The sequence below is a fragment of the Microbispora sp. H10885 genome (assembly GCF_014161415.1).
GTDB classification, from domain to species: Bacteria; Actinomycetota; Actinomycetes; order Streptosporangiales; family Streptosporangiaceae; genus Microbispora; species Microbispora triticiradicis.
In genome coordinates, this window is the sequence record NZ_JABBWY010000011.1 from 297,028 (window position 1) to 312,547 (window position 15,520).

A 15,520-nucleotide genomic window follows, 5' to 3' on the forward strand; every position below is an offset into this window, starting at 1 on the left:
GCCCGCGTTCTTCCGCTGACGGGCATCCTGCGACGGGAGCCGAGGCGAGCCCTCGCCGCCGGTCGGGGTGAACGGCGGACACGCGGTGAGACGTGTCACACACCGGCCGCCGGACGACGCGGGCTCACCGACGGAAACGCGCCCGCCCCTCTCCGGCGACGATCTCGCCCAGCACCCAGGCGGGCAGGCCGCGGCCGGTCAGCAGCGCCAGCGCCCTGTCGGCCTCCGCCGCCGGGACGATCGCGCACATGCCCACGCCGAGGTTGAACGTCCTGTCCATCTCCTCCTGGGGCACGCCACCGTGGCCGGCCAGCACCTCGAAGATCGCGGGAGGCGTCCAGGAGCTCCGGTCGAGCACGGCGTCGGCCGTCGCGGGCAGGGACCTGGCCAGGTTCGCCGCGAGCCCGCCGCCGGTGATGTGGGCGAGCGCGTGCACCTCGGTCTCCCGGATGAGCGCCAGGCAGTCGAGCGAGTAGACGCGGGTCGGCGTGAGCAGTTCCTCGCCGAGCGTGCGGCCCAGCTCGGGCAACTCCCGCTCCAGGTGCAGCCCGGCCTTCGCGATCACATGCCGGACCAGCGAGTAGCCGTTGGAGTGGACGCCGCTGGAGGCCAGCCCGAGCACCACGTCCCCCGGCACCACCCGGTCGGGCCCGAGCATCTCGTCGGCCTCGACGACCCCGGTGCCGGCGCCCGCGAGGTCGTACTCGTCGGGGCCCATCGCGCCGGGATGCTCGGCGGTCTCGCCGCCGACCAGCGCGCAGCCCGCGAGGCGGCAGCCTTCGGCGACGCCGCCGACGATGTCGGCGATGCGCTCCGGCACCACCTTCCCGCAGGCGATGTAGTCGGTCATGAACAGCGGCTCGGCCCCGCACACGACGAGGTCGTCCACCACCATGCCGACGAGGTCGATGCCGATCGTGTCGTGCTTGCCGAGCCGCTGCGCCAGCATGACCTTGGTGCCCACGCCGTCGGTGGACGTGGCGAGCAGCGGCCGGCGGTAACGCAGGAAGGCCGAGGCGTCGAAGAGCCCGGCGAAGCCGCTGGCGTCGTCGACGACCTCGGGCCGCCGGGACCGCGCCACCCGCGACTTCATCAACTCGACCGCGCGGTCGCCCGCCTCGATGTCGACGCCGGCGTCGGCGTAGCTGGTCATCGCTGGGCCTCCAGCACGAACTTGCCCACCCGGTCGTCCTCGATCGGGATGGGGTACTCACCGGTGAAGCAGGCGCGGCAGAGCCGGTCGGCGGGCAGCGTCGTCGCCCGGGTCAGCCCGTCGAGCGAGATGTAGCCGAGGGAGTCGGCGCCGAGCGAGGAGCGGATCTCCTCCACCGACAGCGACCCGGCGATCAGCTCCGCCCGGGTGGCGAAGTCGATGCCGTAGAAACAGGGCCAGGCGACCGGGGGCGAGGAGATCCGGACGTGCACCTCGGTGGCGCCCGCCTCGCGCAGCATCTTCACGATCGCCCGCTGGGTGTTGCCGCGGACGATCGAGTCGTCCACGACCACCAGGCGCTTGCCCTCGATGACCTCGCGCAGCGGGTTGAGCTTGAGCCGGATGCCGAGCTGGCGGATGGTCTGCGACGGCTGGATGAAGGTGCGGCCGACGTAGGAGTTCTTCACCAGGCCCTGGCCGTACGGGATGCCGCTCTGCTCGGCGTATCCGATGGCGGCCGGGGTGCCGGACTCGGGCGTCGGGATGACGAGGTCGGCGTCCACCGGGTGCTCACGGGCGAGCACGCGCCCGACCTCGACCCGGGTGGACTGCACGCCGCGCCCGGCGATCGTCGTGTCGGGCCGGGCGAGGTAGACGTACTCGAACAGGCAGCCCTTCGGCTCGGCCACCGCGAAGCGGCGCGAACGCACGCCGCGCTCGTCGATCGTCAGCAGCTCGCCGGGCTCGATCTCCCGGATGAACGACGCGCCGACGATGTCGAGCGCCGCGGTCTCGGAGGCGACCACCCAGCCGCGCTCCAGCCTGCCCAGCACGAGCGGCCGGATGCCCTGCGGGTCGCGGGCGGCGAACAGCGTGGTCTCGTTCATCCAGACGAGCGAGTAGGCGCCCTTGACCTCCGGCAGCAGTTCGGCCGCGACGTCGTCCACGGGGCGCGAGGCGTCCTGCGCGAGCAGCGCGGTGAGCACCTCGGTGTCGGTGGTGGCCCGCATCGCACCGGACGTGAGCCGCTCGGCGAGCTGCGCGGTGTTGATCAGATTGCCGTTGTGGGCGAGCGCCAGCCCGCCGCCGTCGGTGGAGTTCAGCGTCGGCTGCGCGTTCTCCCAGACGCTCGATCCCGTCGTGGAGTAACGGCAGTGCCCGATGGACAGGTGCCCGCGCAGGGTGCCGAGGATCGACTCGTCGAAGACCTGGGCCACCAGGCCCATGTCCTTGTAGACGAGGATTCGGCTGCCCTCGCTGACCGCGATGCCCGCGGACTCCTGTCCACGGTGCTGCAGCGCGTAGAGGCCGTAGTAGGTGAGTTTGGAGACGTCCTCCCCAGGCGCCCATACGCCGAAGACGCCACAGGCGTCCTTCGGAGCGCGGTCCTGGGGGTCGAGGTCATGGCCCAGCCGGCCGTCGCCCTTCAACACACAGTCGAGTCTATTCAGGCATTGACGCTGCTCAAACCGGCGCATGCCCTTCGGCCGCCGTAACCCTCAACCGCTCTTTGCCGTGTCGTCCCTGCTCACACCGTGATTCCGGGAGAGCCTGAGGGCCGCGGCAGAGGTCAGAATCACGTACGGGAGGGATCATCGTGGCGAGACCCGGCGACCCCGGGCCCCCGCGCGGGCCGTACGGCGGGGCCCCGTACGGGGGACCTCCGGGCGGGCCTCCTCACGGCGGGCCGCCCTTTGGCGAGCCCCCTTCCGGTGAGCCTCCGGGCAGGCCACCGTACGGCGGGCCGTTGCCGCCGCCCTGGGGGCCGGACGGTCCCGGCGGGCCCTGGGGACCCGGAGGGCCGGGCGGTGGGCCCAGCGGTGGGCCCGGTGGACCCGGTGGACCCGGTGGCGGCCTCGGCACGGCGGCGCTGGTGCTCGGGATCTGTTCGCTCGTCCTGCTGCTGTTCTGTGGCGTCGGGACGGTCCTGGCCGTCGTCGGGCTGGTCCTCGGCATCGTGGCGATCGCCAGGAACTCCAACAGGCGCAGAGCCACCGCCGGGGTCGTGCTGAACGCGCTGACCCTGGTCCTCGCCCTGATCCTCGGCGTGGTGCTCTACAACTGGTTCCAGAGCCGGCGTCTCGGCGAGTGCTTCGACTCCCGGCTCTACCCCACCCAGGAGGACGCGCGGCGCTGCGTGGACGACAGGCTCGGCCGGCCGCGGTGACCCCGGCGATCCCGTCACCGCGCGCCTCGGGGTCGCCGCATGACAGGCCGGTGGCGGCGGGGCGTCCTGGCGTAAGGCCATGCCAGGGCGCCGGAGCGCGAGGTCACGCCAGCGGCAGGAGCCAGGACAGGTCGGCTCTGGCGCCGCTGGCCGCGATCTTCCCGGCGTCCGTCGCGTCGGCCCAGGACAGGCGGCCGGTGGCCAGTTCGAGCCAGGTGCGCGGATCGGTCTCGATCACGTTGGGCGGAGTGCCCCGGGTGTGCCGGGGCCCCTCCACGCACTGCACGGCCGCGTACGGCGGGACCCGCACCTCCACCGACCGCCCCGGCGCCCGCGCGGCCAGTTCCTCCAGCAGGTGCCGTACGGCGGCGCGGGCGGCTGTCCTGACCGGCGCCCGCCCGGCCTCGAAGGCGTCCAGCACGGCCCCCACACACGCGTCGGCCGCCCTGGTCGCGGGGCCGTCGTACGGCGGCCGTCCGAGATCGGCGAGCTGGGCGTCGAGCGCCTCTCTGATCTTCTCGGGGTCGAGTCTGCGTGCCGGCACCGGCCCATTGTCCCGGATCCCGGCCCGCGGCCCGGCTCCCCGTCGGGTCGCGTACGCGCCGCGGTCCGGGCCGCGCGGCTCGCCCTGCCCGGCGCCCGGCCGTCCGGCCGGGGCTATGAACTTCGGGGGACGGTGCGTCGATCCTCCTGGCGGTCTCGGAGCGGGTCCTGACCGAGCATCCGAGTGCCGTTGGCGGCGGAGGCGCGTACCGCGGCGAAGCCCGAGTCGATCATCTCGCTCTCGTAGGAACGCAGCCCCGGGATCGGCGGGCCGCCGCAGGCGAGAGCGGCGGTGAGCCGCGCGGCGTCCTGGAGGGCGAGGTTGGCCCCGGCCCCCGCCGCCGGGCTCATCGCGTGGGCCGCGTCGCCGAGCAGCGTGACGCGGGTGGTGCGCCAGGGGTCGACGGGGATGCTGGTGCGCAGCGCCAGCGGGACGATCTCCCGCCAGTCTTCGAGCATCTGCCGGACGCGGGGGTGCCAGCCGTGTGTCATCTCCATCACCAGGGATTTGAGCTGCTGCTGGGTCATGCGGTGGAGATCGGGCGGCAGTTCGTCGATCCGGGCGCTGAAGGAGCAGGTGGCGTAATCGCGGGTGCGGGCGATCCCCACCACGCGGTGGCCGGGTCCGGCGACCGCGCTGAACACGTTGTCCAGGTCCTCGGTCAGGCTACGGGAGATCTTGCCGTAGAACTGTGCGAGGCCGGTGCCGACGACGCGGGCGTGCGGCAGGTACTGCCTGCGGACCGTGGAGTTGACGCCGTCGGCGCCCACCAGCACCTCGCCGTCGGCCGTGGTGCCGTCGTCGAAGTACGCGGTCACCCGTCCGGCCTCGTCCCGGAAGGCGGTGAGGCGCCTGCCATAGCTGATCATCTCGTTCACGTCCGCCAGCAGGACGTCGCGTAACTCCTGCCGGTCGACCGACAGGTGCCGGCCGCCGAAATCATGCTCTTCCACAACGTGGAGTGCCGTATCGAAACGCACGAACCGGGCCTTGGGCGCGTGAGCGCCGGCCAGGAACGCGGATGCCCGCGTGGGCGCGAGCACCGATGTCAGCGCGTCGATGCCCAGGTCGCCCAGATGCAGACGGTAGCCCTGGCCGCGGACCACGGGCGAGGGATCACGCTCGTAGACGGCCACGTCGATGCCGTGCGCACGCAGTCCGTTGGCCAGGGCCAGGCCGCCCAGGCCCGCTCCGACGACGATCACTCTCATCGCGGCCCACCGCCGAAGCCGGCCGCGTGCTCAGCGGCCCATCGCGACAGCGGCATGGCCGGAGCAAGGCGTTCCATGGCGGAGTCCGCCCGGACGAGCCGCTCCACGAATCGCCTTCCGGCGTTCCCTGTGACGCCGGAAACCAGATAGGTGCTCATGCGTTCACCATCGCCTCGGCACGGCCGGGCCCGCAGCTCAACGGCCTGTACGTGGAGGCAAATCGCAGGAAACCATGCAATATGGCGAAAATTGGCGTGCTGGACGGCATTGATCGCGCTCTCGTGCACGCGCTCCAGATCGACGGCCGGGTGCCCTTCCGCCGGGTCGCCGAGGTCATCGGCACCTCCGAGCACACCATCGGGCGCCGCTACCGCAGGCTGCGCTCTCAGGGACTCCTGCGGGTGGTCGGCATGCTGGACGGCACTCGCTTCGGGCGGGTCTCCTGGGCGGTGCGTCTGGTGTGCACGCCGGACGCCGCCAGGCCGGTGGCCGAGGCGCTGGCCCGGCGCGAGGACACCGTCTGGGTACGGCTGCTGTCCGGCGGCACCGAGATCGCCTGCGGGGTCCAGGCCGGTGAGGAGGGGGACGACCTGCTGCTGAAGAGGCTTCCCAGGACTCCGCGCATCGCCTCGATGTCGGCTCACGCCACGCTGCACATGTTCGCCGGGTGGCGCAGCCGGACGGCCCCGCTCTCCGAAGAGCAGGTCGCCCGCCTGCGCCCGGATCCCCTGGACGACGAGCACGAGATCGACCTGAGCGGCGAGGACCACGCCCTGCTGCGGGTGCTGGCCCAGGACGGCCGGGCCGGCCTCGGCGAACTGGCTGCGGCCGCAGGATGCTCGCAGACCACCGCCCGCCGGCGACTCGAACAACTGCGCGCCGCCGGGGCCCTGCGTCTCGACGTGGAGATCCCCGCACAGGTGCTCGGCTACCACGCCGAGGCATGGTTGTGGATGAAGGTCGAGCCACGGGCCCTGACCGCCGTCGGCGCGGCCATGGCCGGTCACGCCGAGGCCGACGTGGTGGCGGCCACCACCGGCCCGGCCAACCTCATGGCCGGGGTGACCTGCCGCGACACTCGGGCCCTCTACCGCTACCTGACCGAACGGGTGGCGCCTTTGAGCGGGGTGATCGAGGTGGAGACCGCTCCGGTGATCCGCACGATCAAGCGGGCCGGCGCCCTACTGCCCGCCACCCCGCTCCCCGGCGTCGCCCTCTCGTCCTGAACCGTCGCCGCCCTTCCCGGCCGTCCGGAGAGTCAGGCGACGGGCTCGGGCACGGCCGATTCGGCGGGCACGGACGCGGCGGTGCGGGTCCGGCGCAGCGAGTAGAGGCTGACCGGCACGCCGACCAGCACGATCGCCCCCGCGATGAGCAGTGTGAACCGGTACGCCTCCAGGAAGGTGTGCAGCGGAGGGCCGGTGAGCGCGCTCTGCCTGGCGCTCAGGACGGCGCCCAGGATCGTGACCCCGAGCAGGCCGAAGACCTCGCGGGAGACGTTGAGCACACCCGAGGCCACCCCCGCACGGGCGGGGGGCATGGCGTTCAGCACGACGTTCGTCAGCGGGACGAGCAGGCCGCCGCCCAGGCCGTACACGAGGAACCAGGGGAGCAGGTCGCCGTAGTGGGAGCCCTCGCCCGCGCTCGACAGTCCGGCGACGGCCACCGCCATCAGGCCGAGACCGGCCGCGACGGTCGGCCCGCTGCCGAAACGCTCGGCGAGCCGGGGCGCGACGGTCGCCGACACCGCCATGAGCAGCGCCATGGGCACGAAGCCCGCACCGGCCTCGATCGGGGAGAACCCGAGCGCGCTCTGCAGATAGATCGCCGTGAAGAAGTAGATGCCGAACACCCCGAACGCCCACAGCCCCATCGCCAGCAGCCCGCCGCTGAAGACCCGCTCCCTGAACAGCGTCAGGTCGATCATCGGCTGCGCCGTACGGGACTCGACCACGAGGAAGGCGACGGCGGCCACCGCGGCGACGGCGAACGCGCCGAGGATCGGGCCGGAGGTCCACCCGCGGGACGCGCCCTCGATCAGCGCGTAGGTGAGGGCGAACAGCGAGACGGCGGAGGTGGCCAGGCCCGGCAGGTCGAGGGAGAGCCGCCCGGTCGCGCCCCGCCCGGAAGCGACCGTGACCTGCCCGGTGGCGACCTGCTCAGGCGTGACCCGCTCCACCCGGATCGCCCGCGCGCCGATCACGGCCGCCACCACGCCGATCGGCGCGTTGATCAGGAAGATCCAGCCCCAGTGGGCGTTCTCGCTGAGGAAACCGCCGGTGAGCGGGCCGATCGCGAGGGCCAGGGCGCCGACGGCGCTCCAGACGCCGACGGCCGTCGCCCGCTCACGCGGGTCGGGGAAGATCCGCGGCAGCAAGGCCAGCGTGGCCGGAGTCACCAGCGCCGCGCCGAGCCCCTGCAGGGCCCGCGCGCCGATCAGCGTCTCCTGGTTCCAGGCCAGGCCCGCCGCCACCGAGGCGAGCGTGAAGACCGTCAAGCCGGTGAAGAACGCGGCCCGGGGACCGAAGACGTCAGCGAGGCGTCCCCCGGCGAGCAGCAGTCCCGCGAAAACCAGGATGTACGCACTCACGATCCACTCCAGGCCGGAGATCGTCAGCGCTAGGTCGCGCTGGATCGTGGGCAACGCCACGTTGACGACGTTGTTGTCCAAATACGTCATGAATGTCGCAAGCGCCACCGCGACGAGCGCCCACCACCGTCCAGACATGAGTCCTCCTCTTGTACGGGGTACATGTACGGCGTACATGTACAGTGCATAGGAGAACTTGTACGTCGTATAGTTGTCAAGTGCGGAGGTAGCGAGGGAGCGGACCATGGCTGACACGGAGCGGTTGAGCCGCCGGGCGCTGGTGGAGAAGGCCGTCGAGGTGGCCGACTCCGAGAGCCTCGACGCCGTCACGGTGCGGCGGCTGGCCCAGGAGCTGGGCGTCACGCCGATGGCGCTGTACTGGCACGTCAAGAACAAGGACCAGTTGCTCGCCTGCCTCTCCGACCACCTCCTGGCCGAGGTCACGCCCGAGTTCGACCCCGCCGCGCCGTGGAACCTCCGGCTGCGCGCGATGGTCGAGGCGCTGGTGGGCGTGATGCGGCGGCACCGGTTCATGCCGCAGCTGTTCGCGCTGGTCAAGGAGGAGGAGGTGCCCAGCTTCACCCGCGCGACCGAGGCCGCGCTCGACCTGCTGTCGCTGGCGGGTTTCACGCTCTCGGAGGGCTGGGCCGTGTCCCACTACCTCCTGCAGGGCGCGATCGCCCTCGTCGGCGGCGAGCCGGGGTGCCCCCGGACGCTCACGGCCGCGCAGGCGGCCGAGTGGCGGCGGCAGAAGCGGCTCGCCCTGGAACGGCTGCCGGCCGACGAGTTCCCCCGCATGGTGGAGTTCGCGAAGCTGATGGAGAACGAGACGGACGTGGAGGCCTACTACACGTTCGGCCTGGACCTCCTGATGGGCGGCGTCGAGACCATGGCCGCGAGGAAGTCACGGGGCGGTGCGACGGGCGACGCCGCGTCATAGCCCTGTGGTCGAAGTTGCACATCCGTGATGTTTCGGACGTCAACCAAAGCACCTTCCGGCACGTGTGATACGCGCGTACAAATGTGATCTTCACGCTCCGCGTGCCGCAGAAAGGGAAGTCCCGTGGCTATCAAGTTGCCGGGCGGTCGGACCATCGGCCTTGTGACGGCTGGTGCTCTGGTGGGGTCGGTTCTGGTTCTGGGTGGGGCGGCGACGGCCTCGTCGGCGAGTGGTGGCGCGTACTACGCGTGTGTGAACAAGTCGACGCGGTACATGCGTCTGGTCGGGGTGACGACCACCTGCAAGGCGACCGAGTACAAGGTGTCGTGGAACCAGGCGGGTCCGCAGGGGCCGCAGGGTCCGGCGGGGATCGGCGGCACGGGTGCGCAGGGTCCCCAGGGCCCGCGTGGTCTGCAGGGTCCGAGGGGTCTGCAGGGCCCGCGTGGCCTTCAGGGCCCCAAGGGCGACACGGGCGCGCAGGGCCCGAAGGGCGAGACCGGTGCGCAGGGCCCGAAGGGCGAGACCGGTGCGCAGGGTCCCAAGGGCGACGACGGCAAGGCCGGTCCGGCAGGCGCGCAGGGCCCGAAGGGCGACGACGGCAAGCAGGGGCCGCAGGGCGAGCGCGGTCCGGCCGGTCCGCAGGGCCCGAAGGGCGACGACGGCAGGAACGGCGTCACCGGGCCGCAGGGCCCCAAGGGGGACACCGGTCCGAAGGGTGACAAGGGCGACACGGGCGCGCGTGGTCCCGCGGGCCCGGCGGGCCCGGCAGGCCCCGCGGGCGAGGGGGGTTCCGCCACCGTCGTCACCAAGGCCGACTCCCTCTACCTGCCGGCCGCCGGTGGCAGCGACTCCGTCATGTGCCCGAGCGGAACCGTCGCCACGGGAGGCGGCTTCGTCGCCGGTGGCTCGGGCCAGCCCTTCATCACCACCAACGCGCCGTACCTGAACGACGACGGCAAGGCGGTCGGCTGGAAGCTCTACGGCAAGAACGTCAGCGGCACCATCTACGTGCTGTGCCTCAAGAGCTAGTGCTGTAGCCGGAAACGATCATCGGTCCGCACGTGGCTCCCCGTGCCGATCGGATCGGTTCGATCGCATCCGATCGGCACGCCGGGAACGCGCCCGCGTACGCGGCGAGAAAGGCGCGCTTCGATCCGGGCTCAGGCCGGCCGGGTGGGGGGCCGGAGGCCGTCCATCAGGAGGTCCAGCAGGCGGCCGGCCTTGGCTTCTTGATCGCGCCGGGGGGCCACGGTGAAGATGCCGATGAGGGAGGCGGCGATGTCTTCGGCGGTGACGTCGGAGCGGAGGTCGCCCGCCGCGCGACCGGCGTCGAGAATCGTGGTGATGGCCGCCAGCAGCTCGCTCCGGGTCTGTGCATGGGCGATCTCGCCCGACTCGATCATCGCGAGCAGCGTGTCGAGCATGCCGTTCTTGGTCGCGATCCAGTCCCCGAACAAGTCCATCCAGCGCCGCATCGCCGCGGCCGGGGGCAGCCGGCCGAGCAGCTCGCGGGCGCCGGTCGTCAGCCGCACGACCTGGTCCCGGTAGACCGCGTCGACCAGCGACTCGCGGGTCGGGAAATGCCGATAGAGCGTGGCGATGCCGACTCCGGCCTCGCGGGCGATCGCACGCATCGACGGCTCGGCGTCAGCCGACACGAACACGCGGGTCGCCACCGCGAGCAACTGGTCGCGGTTGCGGGTCGCGTCCGCCCGCGGCGCGCGCAGCTCCGCCTCAGTAAAAACGGATCGCGCTCCGGTTGTGTTAGGGTCGCCCATGGAAACGGAGCATAGTCCGTTTCAACGCGTTCCCTCGTCCCCAAGGAGCCAGGCGTACATGCAGGAACAGAGCGATCAACCGCCGGCGGGCAGGAGCAGGGCGGTCCGGCTCGATTCGTTCGGCGGCCCCGAAGTCCTGGACATCCGTGAGGTTCCCGCTCCGCAGGCCGGCCCGGGACAGATCCGCGTGCGGGTCACCGCGGCCGGTCTGAACCCGATGGACTGGATCATGACCGCCGACGCGGACACCGCCGCCCGGTTCGGCCTGAGCCTCCCGGCCGGATTCGGGACCGACTACGCGGGACTGGTCGACCAGGTCGGTGACGGGGTGACCGGCTTCGCGCCCGGCGACCGGGTGTTCGGGGGCGCCCTGTCCCGCGCGGTCGCCGACTTCGTGGTGATCGACACGGCCGGGGGGAGCGCGGCGAACGAGGCCCATCACACTCCGGACGGCGTCGACGACCGCACCGCCGCCACCCTCACGATCGCCGGCCGCACGGCATCCGCCGCCCTCGCCGTGGTCGGCCCCGGCCCGGACGACACGGTGCTGATCGGCGGCGCGGCGGGCGGGGTCGGGGTGTTCGCCGTCCAGCTGGCCCGGATCGCGGGAGCGCGCGTGATCGGGACGGGATCGGCGACATCATCCGATTTCCTGCGCGATCTCGGAGCCGAGCCGGTCGCGTACGGCGACGGCCTGGCCGACCGGGTCCGAGCCCTCGCTCCCGGCGGTGTCACCGCCGCCGTCGATCTGTACGGGACGGAGACGGCGCACGCCGCAAGGGAACTCGGCGTCCCGGACAGCCGCATCTGCACCATCGCCGCGCAGGTCGACGGCGTGCCGACGGCCAACGGCGCGAACGCCGCCCCCGGCGCCCTGGAAGAGGTCGCCGCCCTGGTCGCGGCGGGCCGGCTGCGGGTGCCTGTCGCGGCGAGCTTCCCGGTCGAGCAGATCCGCCGCGCGGTCGAGCTCCAGGCGGGCCGGCACGTGCACGGCAAGATCGTCATCGACATCTAGATCAAGTCGCGACGATGGACGCGGTGTCGTCGTCACCGATCAGGAGGGAACGGCCTCCCGCCCACTGAGGGCCGCGGACAAATCTGACTGTGCGGCCTGACTCGCGGCCTTGATGCGCATACGTGATGTTTGTGCCGTCAACCATCCCTTTCTTTCGCACGTGTATCACTCGTACCTCTTGTGATCCAAGCACCTCGTGTGCCGCAGAAAGGGAAGTCTCGTGGCTATCAAGTTGCCGGGCGGTCGGACCATCGGCCTTGTGACGGCTGGTGCTCTGGTGGGGTCGGTTCTGGTTCTGGGTGGGGCGGCGACGGCCTCGTCGGCGAGTGGTGGCGCGTACTACGCGTGTGTGAACAAGTCGACGCGGTACATGCGTCTGGTCGGGGTGACGACCAGGTGCAAGGCGACCGAGTACAAGGTGTCGTGGAACCAGGCGGGTCCGCAGGGGCCGCAGGGTCCGGCGGGGATCGGCGGCACGGGTGCGCAGGGTCCCCAGGGCCCGCGTGGTCTGCAGGGTCCGAGGGGTCTGCAGGGCCCGCGTGGCCTTCAGGGCCCCAAGGGCGACACGGGCGCGCAGGGCCCGAAGGGCGAGACCGGTGCGCAGGGCCCGAAGGGCGACGACGGCAAGGCCGGCGAGCAGGGCCCGCGTGGTCTGCAGGGTCCCAAGGGCGACGACGGCAAGGACGGCAAGGACGGTAAGGACGGCGTCGCCGGCGTCTCGTACAAGTCGGCCGAGTTCAGCTTCGGCCTCGGCGGCGGCTCCAAGAGCCTGAGCTGCGACAGCGGGACCTACGCGACCGGCGGCGGCTACCGCGGCACCAACATCGTCGGTGAGGTCACCACCAACGGCCCGATCATCACCGGAGGCAAGCCGACCGGCTGGGAGGTCAAGGGGTCCGTCGGCACCAAGGGCACCATGTACGTCATCTGCGTCGGCGTCTGAGTCAGCCACGCCGCCGGAAGGGTGGAGTCCGTGGGGGCTCCACCGTACGGCGCTCCACATATGCCTGCCGTACGCGACGAGGCGTTGGCGTACGGCACCGCGAAGGCCCTTCCGGAGGGGTTACCGGAGGGGTCTTCGCGCGTTTCCGGCCTGCTTTCGACTCCGCCGCTCCCCGGAGGCCGCGCGACGGGCACGGGTGCGGCCCTCGTGGTCCCGGAAGGCGGTCGCCGGCTCCGGGTACTAGGGTGGCCGGTCATGATCGAGCCTTCCTACGTCCGGGTCGCCCGGGCGGCGTACGACGCGATGGCCGGAGACTACGTCGACTTCGCCCGGCACTCGCTGGCCGGCAAGCCCTTCGAACGCGCGATGCTCGCCACGTACGCCGAGCTCGTGCGGACGTCGGACCTCCCGGGCCCGGTGGTCGAGGCCGGGTGCGGAACGGGCCGGATCACGGCGCACCTGCACGCGCTCGGCCTCGACGTCTCCGGCGTCGACCTGTCACCGGGCATGATCGCGGTAGCCCGTCAGGAGCACCCGCACATCCGGTTCGAGGAAGGCCGCCTCGCGGCCCTGGACATCGCCGACGAGTCCCTGAGCGGTGTGGTCGCCTGGTACTCGATCATCCACACGCCGCCGGAGGATCATCCTGCGGTGCTGGCCGAGTTCCACCGGGTGCTGGCGCCCGGCGGTCATCTCCTGCTCGCCTTCCAGGTCGGCCAGGTCGGCGACGAGCCGTTCCACCTCGCGGAGGCGTTCGGGCACCAGGTCGCGCTCGACTTCCACCGCGTCTCGCCGGATCACCTGACCCGGCTGCTGGCCGACGCGGGAATCCCCGTGATCGCCCGCCTGCTCTGCGAACGCGGCGAGTCCGAACGGACCCCCCAGGCCTACCTCGTCGCCCGCAAGCCGGTGGCCGCCGCCGGCCCGCCGTCCGGGTCGTGACGAAGGGTCAGGTCCACTCCACGTGGGCCCGTACGGCCCCGGCGTCGTCGACCCAGCCCTTGGAAGCGGCGTACTCCAGCATCCGATCGAGCCTGTCCCGCCACTCCGGGTCCCGGCCCTGGTCACCGGCCAGGCGGATGATGTCCTCCCGGGTGAGCCAGACATGGTCCTCGCGCCGGGCCGTCACCTTGAGAGCGGTGAAGTCCTCCGGGTCGTGAAGAGACCGGGGACTCAGTTCCGCGTCAAGCCACACTGTCTTCTCCTCTGCCGGAGGCGACGATCACCGGAGTGACTTTACGCGCTCCCGCCCCGGATAGGCCGTCTGATCACGATGGTCCCGGGACACCGACTATGGAACGGTGTAGCTTTGCACCACCTCGCACCCTTTGTGGTCGACTGCGCAATCGGACGGAAAGACGTCTCATGAGAAACGCCACGCTCGTCGGCGCCTTCGTCGTACCCCTGGTCGTCCCCGCCGTGGCGTGGCCGGCGGCCGCGGCCACCGCCGCACCCGCGATGTCCGTGCCGACCGGGACGGGCGCGATCCGCTGCCCGAAGCCGACCAGGACCGTCGGCAGCGCCGGTGAGCTGCACGAGGCGCTCAGGTCGGCACGTGCGGGCGACGTCATCCGGCTGCGGCCCGGCACCTACCGGGGCAGGTTCGTCGCCCGGCGCTCCGGCACGCCGAAGAAGCCGATCTACCTGTGCGGCCCCGCCGCGGCGGTGCTGGACGGCGGCGGCGTCGGCAAGGGGTACGGCTTCCACCTCGACCGGGCCGGTTACTGGCGCCTGGTGGGCTTCACCGTCAGGAACAGCCAGAAGGGCGTCATGGCGGACGGAACCCGGGGCTCGGTCATCCAGGGCCTCACCGTCCGCGACATCGGCGACGAGGCCGTCCATCTGCGTGCCTTCAGCAGCGGCAACATCGTCCAGTACAACCGGATCGACAACACCGGCCTGCGTCGCGCGGAGTTCGGCGAGGGCGTCTACCTCGGCTCGGCGAAGTCCAACTGGGATCGGTACTCCGGCGGGCGGATGGACCGGAGCGACCGGAACCTGGTCCGCGGGAACGTCATCCGGTCCAGGGCCGAGGCGGTGGACGTCAAGGAGGGCACCCGCGGGGGCCGCATCGTCGGCAACGTCTTCGACGGGTCGGCGCTCGTCGCCGCGACCGCCGACTCCTGGGTCGACGTCAAGGGCAACGGCTACCTGATCGAGGGCAACGTCGGCAGGAACACCCCCGCCGACGGCTTCCAGACCCACGAGATCGTCGACGGCTGGGGCACCGGCAACGTCTTCCGCAGGAACACCCTCTATCTCGACGGCGCCGCCGGTGTCGGCATCAACGACACCGTAGGCGGAAACACGATCACCTGCGACAACAAGGCGGTCGGCGGCCGTCTGCTCAAGAACGGCAGGTGTTCCTGACGCCCCCGGGCGATGTGCCTCACTGGCCCACGCGGCCGTCGACGCACTCCCGCAGCAGGTCCGCGTGGCCGCAGTGCCGGGCGTACTCCTCGATCCGGTGCACCAGCAGGTCGCGGACGGCGATGGCGTCCTTCCCCAGACGCACGCTCAGATCCCGGTGCTCGGCCAGCGCGGCGTCGGTGGCCTCCTGCTCACGGGCGAGGTCGGCGTACGCGGCGTCCACCACCGCCTGGTCGGCGACCGCTCCGTCGAAGTCGCCACCCGGGCCGTACAGCTTCGGCGGCGGGCCACCGGGAAGGATCCAGCCGCGCCAGTCCCGCTCCGCCTCGGCGAGGTGCCGGAGCAGGCCGAGCAGCGACATGGTCGACGGCGGCACCGACCGGCGGGCCAGCTGCTCCGCGCTGAGCCCCTCGCACTTCATCAGCAGGGTCAGCCGGTAGTTCCTCAGGTACTCCCGCAGCGTCGCCAGTTCGCCTTCCGGGCTGACTTCGTTGTTCTCGCGGGGATCGTCAGCCGGATCCACCCACATGTCTCGATATACGGTCGCCTGAGTCCATCGTTGGGGCTGGTCGTTCACCGTGCCCATGGTGGTCCCCGAGCACTCCGCTCGCCAGCCGTTTTCCCCGCCGCGACGCAAGGACCCTGACGTGGTGAGTTCACGGCCGGATCGAGGCGCAGGGCCGGATAACCGCGCACCAGTTCGGCCATGCGATTCAAATCCCCGGGAGTGAGAGAGACAAGGCTGAAGCCGCCGGTGCTCGTGGTGGTGTGAAGGTGATCGAGGAAAGCCGCGTGAGTCGTGGGCCCCC

The 15,520-nt window shown here is 71.7% G+C and carries 17 protein-coding genes; 8 read left to right on the forward strand and 9 right to left on the reverse strand.

Annotation, left to right across the window (positions count from 1 at the left end):
- Positions 1 to 124: 124 nt before the first annotated feature.
- On the reverse strand, positions 125 to 1,153 hold the full coding sequence (purM, locus tag HHX37_RS28425) for a phosphoribosylformylglycinamidine cyclo-ligase (protein ID WP_182887428.1): 1,029 nt from the start codon (positions 1,151 to 1,153) through the stop codon (positions 125 to 127).
- Entirely contained in the window at positions 1,150 to 2,586 is a 1,437-nt protein-coding gene (gene purF, locus HHX37_RS28430; RefSeq protein WP_182874930.1) for an amidophosphoribosyltransferase, read from the reverse strand. The genes purM and purF overlap by 4 nt, the downstream gene beginning before the upstream one ends.
- Positions 2,587 to 3,026: 440 nt before the next feature.
- Here purF and HHX37_RS28435 point away from each other — a divergent pair, with 440 nt between their 5' ends.
- Entirely contained in the window at positions 3,027 to 3,320 is a 294-nt protein-coding gene (locus tag HHX37_RS28435; protein WP_117410244.1) for a DUF4190 domain-containing protein, read from the forward strand.
- Between the two features lie 103 nt (positions 3,321 to 3,423).
- On the opposite strand, the gene HHX37_RS37255 is transcribed toward HHX37_RS28435, so the two are convergent.
- The 3 genes from HHX37_RS37255 to HHX37_RS28450 form a co-directional block, all read right to left on the reverse strand.
- Positions 3,424 to 3,864, reverse strand: a complete 441-nt coding sequence (locus tag HHX37_RS37255; protein WP_182887429.1) for a sterol carrier family protein — start codon at positions 3,862 to 3,864, stop codon at positions 3,424 to 3,426.
- A 113-nt stretch (positions 3,865 to 3,977) separates the two neighbouring features.
- On the reverse strand, positions 3,978 to 5,075 hold the full coding sequence (locus tag HHX37_RS37260) for an FAD-dependent oxidoreductase (protein WP_182887430.1): 1,098 nt from the start codon (positions 5,073 to 5,075) through the stop codon (positions 3,978 to 3,980).
- The gene (locus tag HHX37_RS28450; protein WP_182887431.1) at positions 5,072 to 5,233 is read right to left on the reverse strand and encodes a hypothetical protein; all 162 of its coding nucleotides are present in this window, start codon (positions 5,231 to 5,233) and stop codon (positions 5,072 to 5,074) included. Before HHX37_RS28450 ends, HHX37_RS37260 begins: the two co-directional genes overlap by 4 nt.
- Positions 5,234 to 5,314: 81 nt before the next feature.
- On the opposite strand from HHX37_RS28450, the gene HHX37_RS28455 reads away from it, so the two are divergent.
- Positions 5,315 to 6,301, forward strand: coding sequence for an Lrp/AsnC family transcriptional regulator (locus HHX37_RS28455; protein ID WP_182887432.1), 987 nt, complete (start codon positions 5,315 to 5,317; stop codon positions 6,299 to 6,301).
- 32 nt (positions 6,302 to 6,333) lie between these two features.
- Here HHX37_RS28455 and HHX37_RS28460 read toward each other — a convergent pair whose 3' ends face one another.
- Positions 6,334 to 7,803, reverse strand: coding sequence for an MFS transporter (locus HHX37_RS28460; RefSeq protein WP_182887433.1), 1,470 nt, complete (start codon positions 7,801 to 7,803; stop codon positions 6,334 to 6,336).
- A 106-nt stretch (positions 7,804 to 7,909) separates the two neighbouring features.
- Between HHX37_RS28460 and HHX37_RS28465 the strand changes: the two genes are divergently transcribed.
- Positions 7,910 to 8,605, forward strand: a complete 696-nt coding sequence (locus HHX37_RS28465; protein WP_182887434.1) for a TetR family transcriptional regulator — start codon at positions 7,910 to 7,912, stop codon at positions 8,603 to 8,605.
- A gap of 252 nt (positions 8,606 to 8,857) precedes the next feature.
- Positions 8,858 to 9,634 (forward strand): collagen-like protein, encoded by a 777-nt coding sequence (locus HHX37_RS28470; RefSeq protein ID WP_220503223.1) that lies wholly within the window; start codon positions 8,858 to 8,860, stop codon positions 9,632 to 9,634.
- A 131-nt stretch (positions 9,635 to 9,765) separates the two neighbouring features.
- Here HHX37_RS28470 and HHX37_RS28475 read toward each other — a convergent pair whose 3' ends face one another.
- Positions 9,766 to 10,383 (reverse strand): TetR/AcrR family transcriptional regulator, encoded by a 618-nt coding sequence (locus tag HHX37_RS28475; RefSeq protein WP_182887435.1) that lies wholly within the window; start codon positions 10,381 to 10,383, stop codon positions 9,766 to 9,768.
- Positions 10,384 to 10,441: 58 nt separating this feature from the next.
- Between HHX37_RS28475 and HHX37_RS28480 the strand changes: the two genes are divergently transcribed.
- From HHX37_RS28480 to HHX37_RS28490, 3 genes are all read left to right on the forward strand, one after another.
- Positions 10,442 to 11,398, forward strand: a complete 957-nt coding sequence (locus HHX37_RS28480; RefSeq protein WP_182887436.1) for an NADP-dependent oxidoreductase — start codon at positions 10,442 to 10,444, stop codon at positions 11,396 to 11,398.
- Positions 11,399 to 11,747: 349 nt separating this feature from the next.
- Positions 11,748 to 12,341 (forward strand): collagen-like protein, encoded by a 594-nt coding sequence (locus HHX37_RS28485; RefSeq protein WP_220503224.1) that lies wholly within the window; start codon positions 11,748 to 11,750, stop codon positions 12,339 to 12,341.
- Between the two features lie 255 nt (positions 12,342 to 12,596).
- The gene (locus tag HHX37_RS28490) at positions 12,597 to 13,283 is read left to right on the forward strand and encodes a class I SAM-dependent methyltransferase (protein ID WP_182887437.1); all 687 of its coding nucleotides are present in this window, start codon (positions 12,597 to 12,599) and stop codon (positions 13,281 to 13,283) included.
- A gap of 7 nt (positions 13,284 to 13,290) precedes the next feature.
- Here HHX37_RS28490 and HHX37_RS28495 read toward each other — a convergent pair whose 3' ends face one another.
- On the reverse strand, positions 13,291 to 13,536 hold the full coding sequence (locus HHX37_RS28495) for a hypothetical protein (protein WP_117409633.1): 246 nt from the start codon (positions 13,534 to 13,536) through the stop codon (positions 13,291 to 13,293).
- 170 nt (positions 13,537 to 13,706) lie between these two features.
- On the opposite strand from HHX37_RS28495, the gene HHX37_RS28500 reads away from it, so the two are divergent.
- Positions 13,707 to 14,711 carry a right-handed parallel beta-helix repeat-containing protein gene (locus HHX37_RS28500; protein ID WP_220503225.1) on the forward strand — a complete coding sequence of 335 codons (1,005 nt, stop codon included), beginning with the start codon at positions 13,707 to 13,709 and terminating at the stop codon, positions 14,709 to 14,711.
- Positions 14,712 to 14,730: 19 nt separating this feature from the next.
- Here the strand turns inward: HHX37_RS28500 and HHX37_RS28505 are convergent, their stop codons facing one another.
- A complete protein-coding gene (locus tag HHX37_RS28505; protein WP_259406851.1) occupies positions 14,731 to 15,240 on the reverse strand; it encodes a DinB family protein in 510 nt (169 codons plus the stop codon).
- Positions 15,241 to 15,520 lie beyond the last annotated feature (280 nt).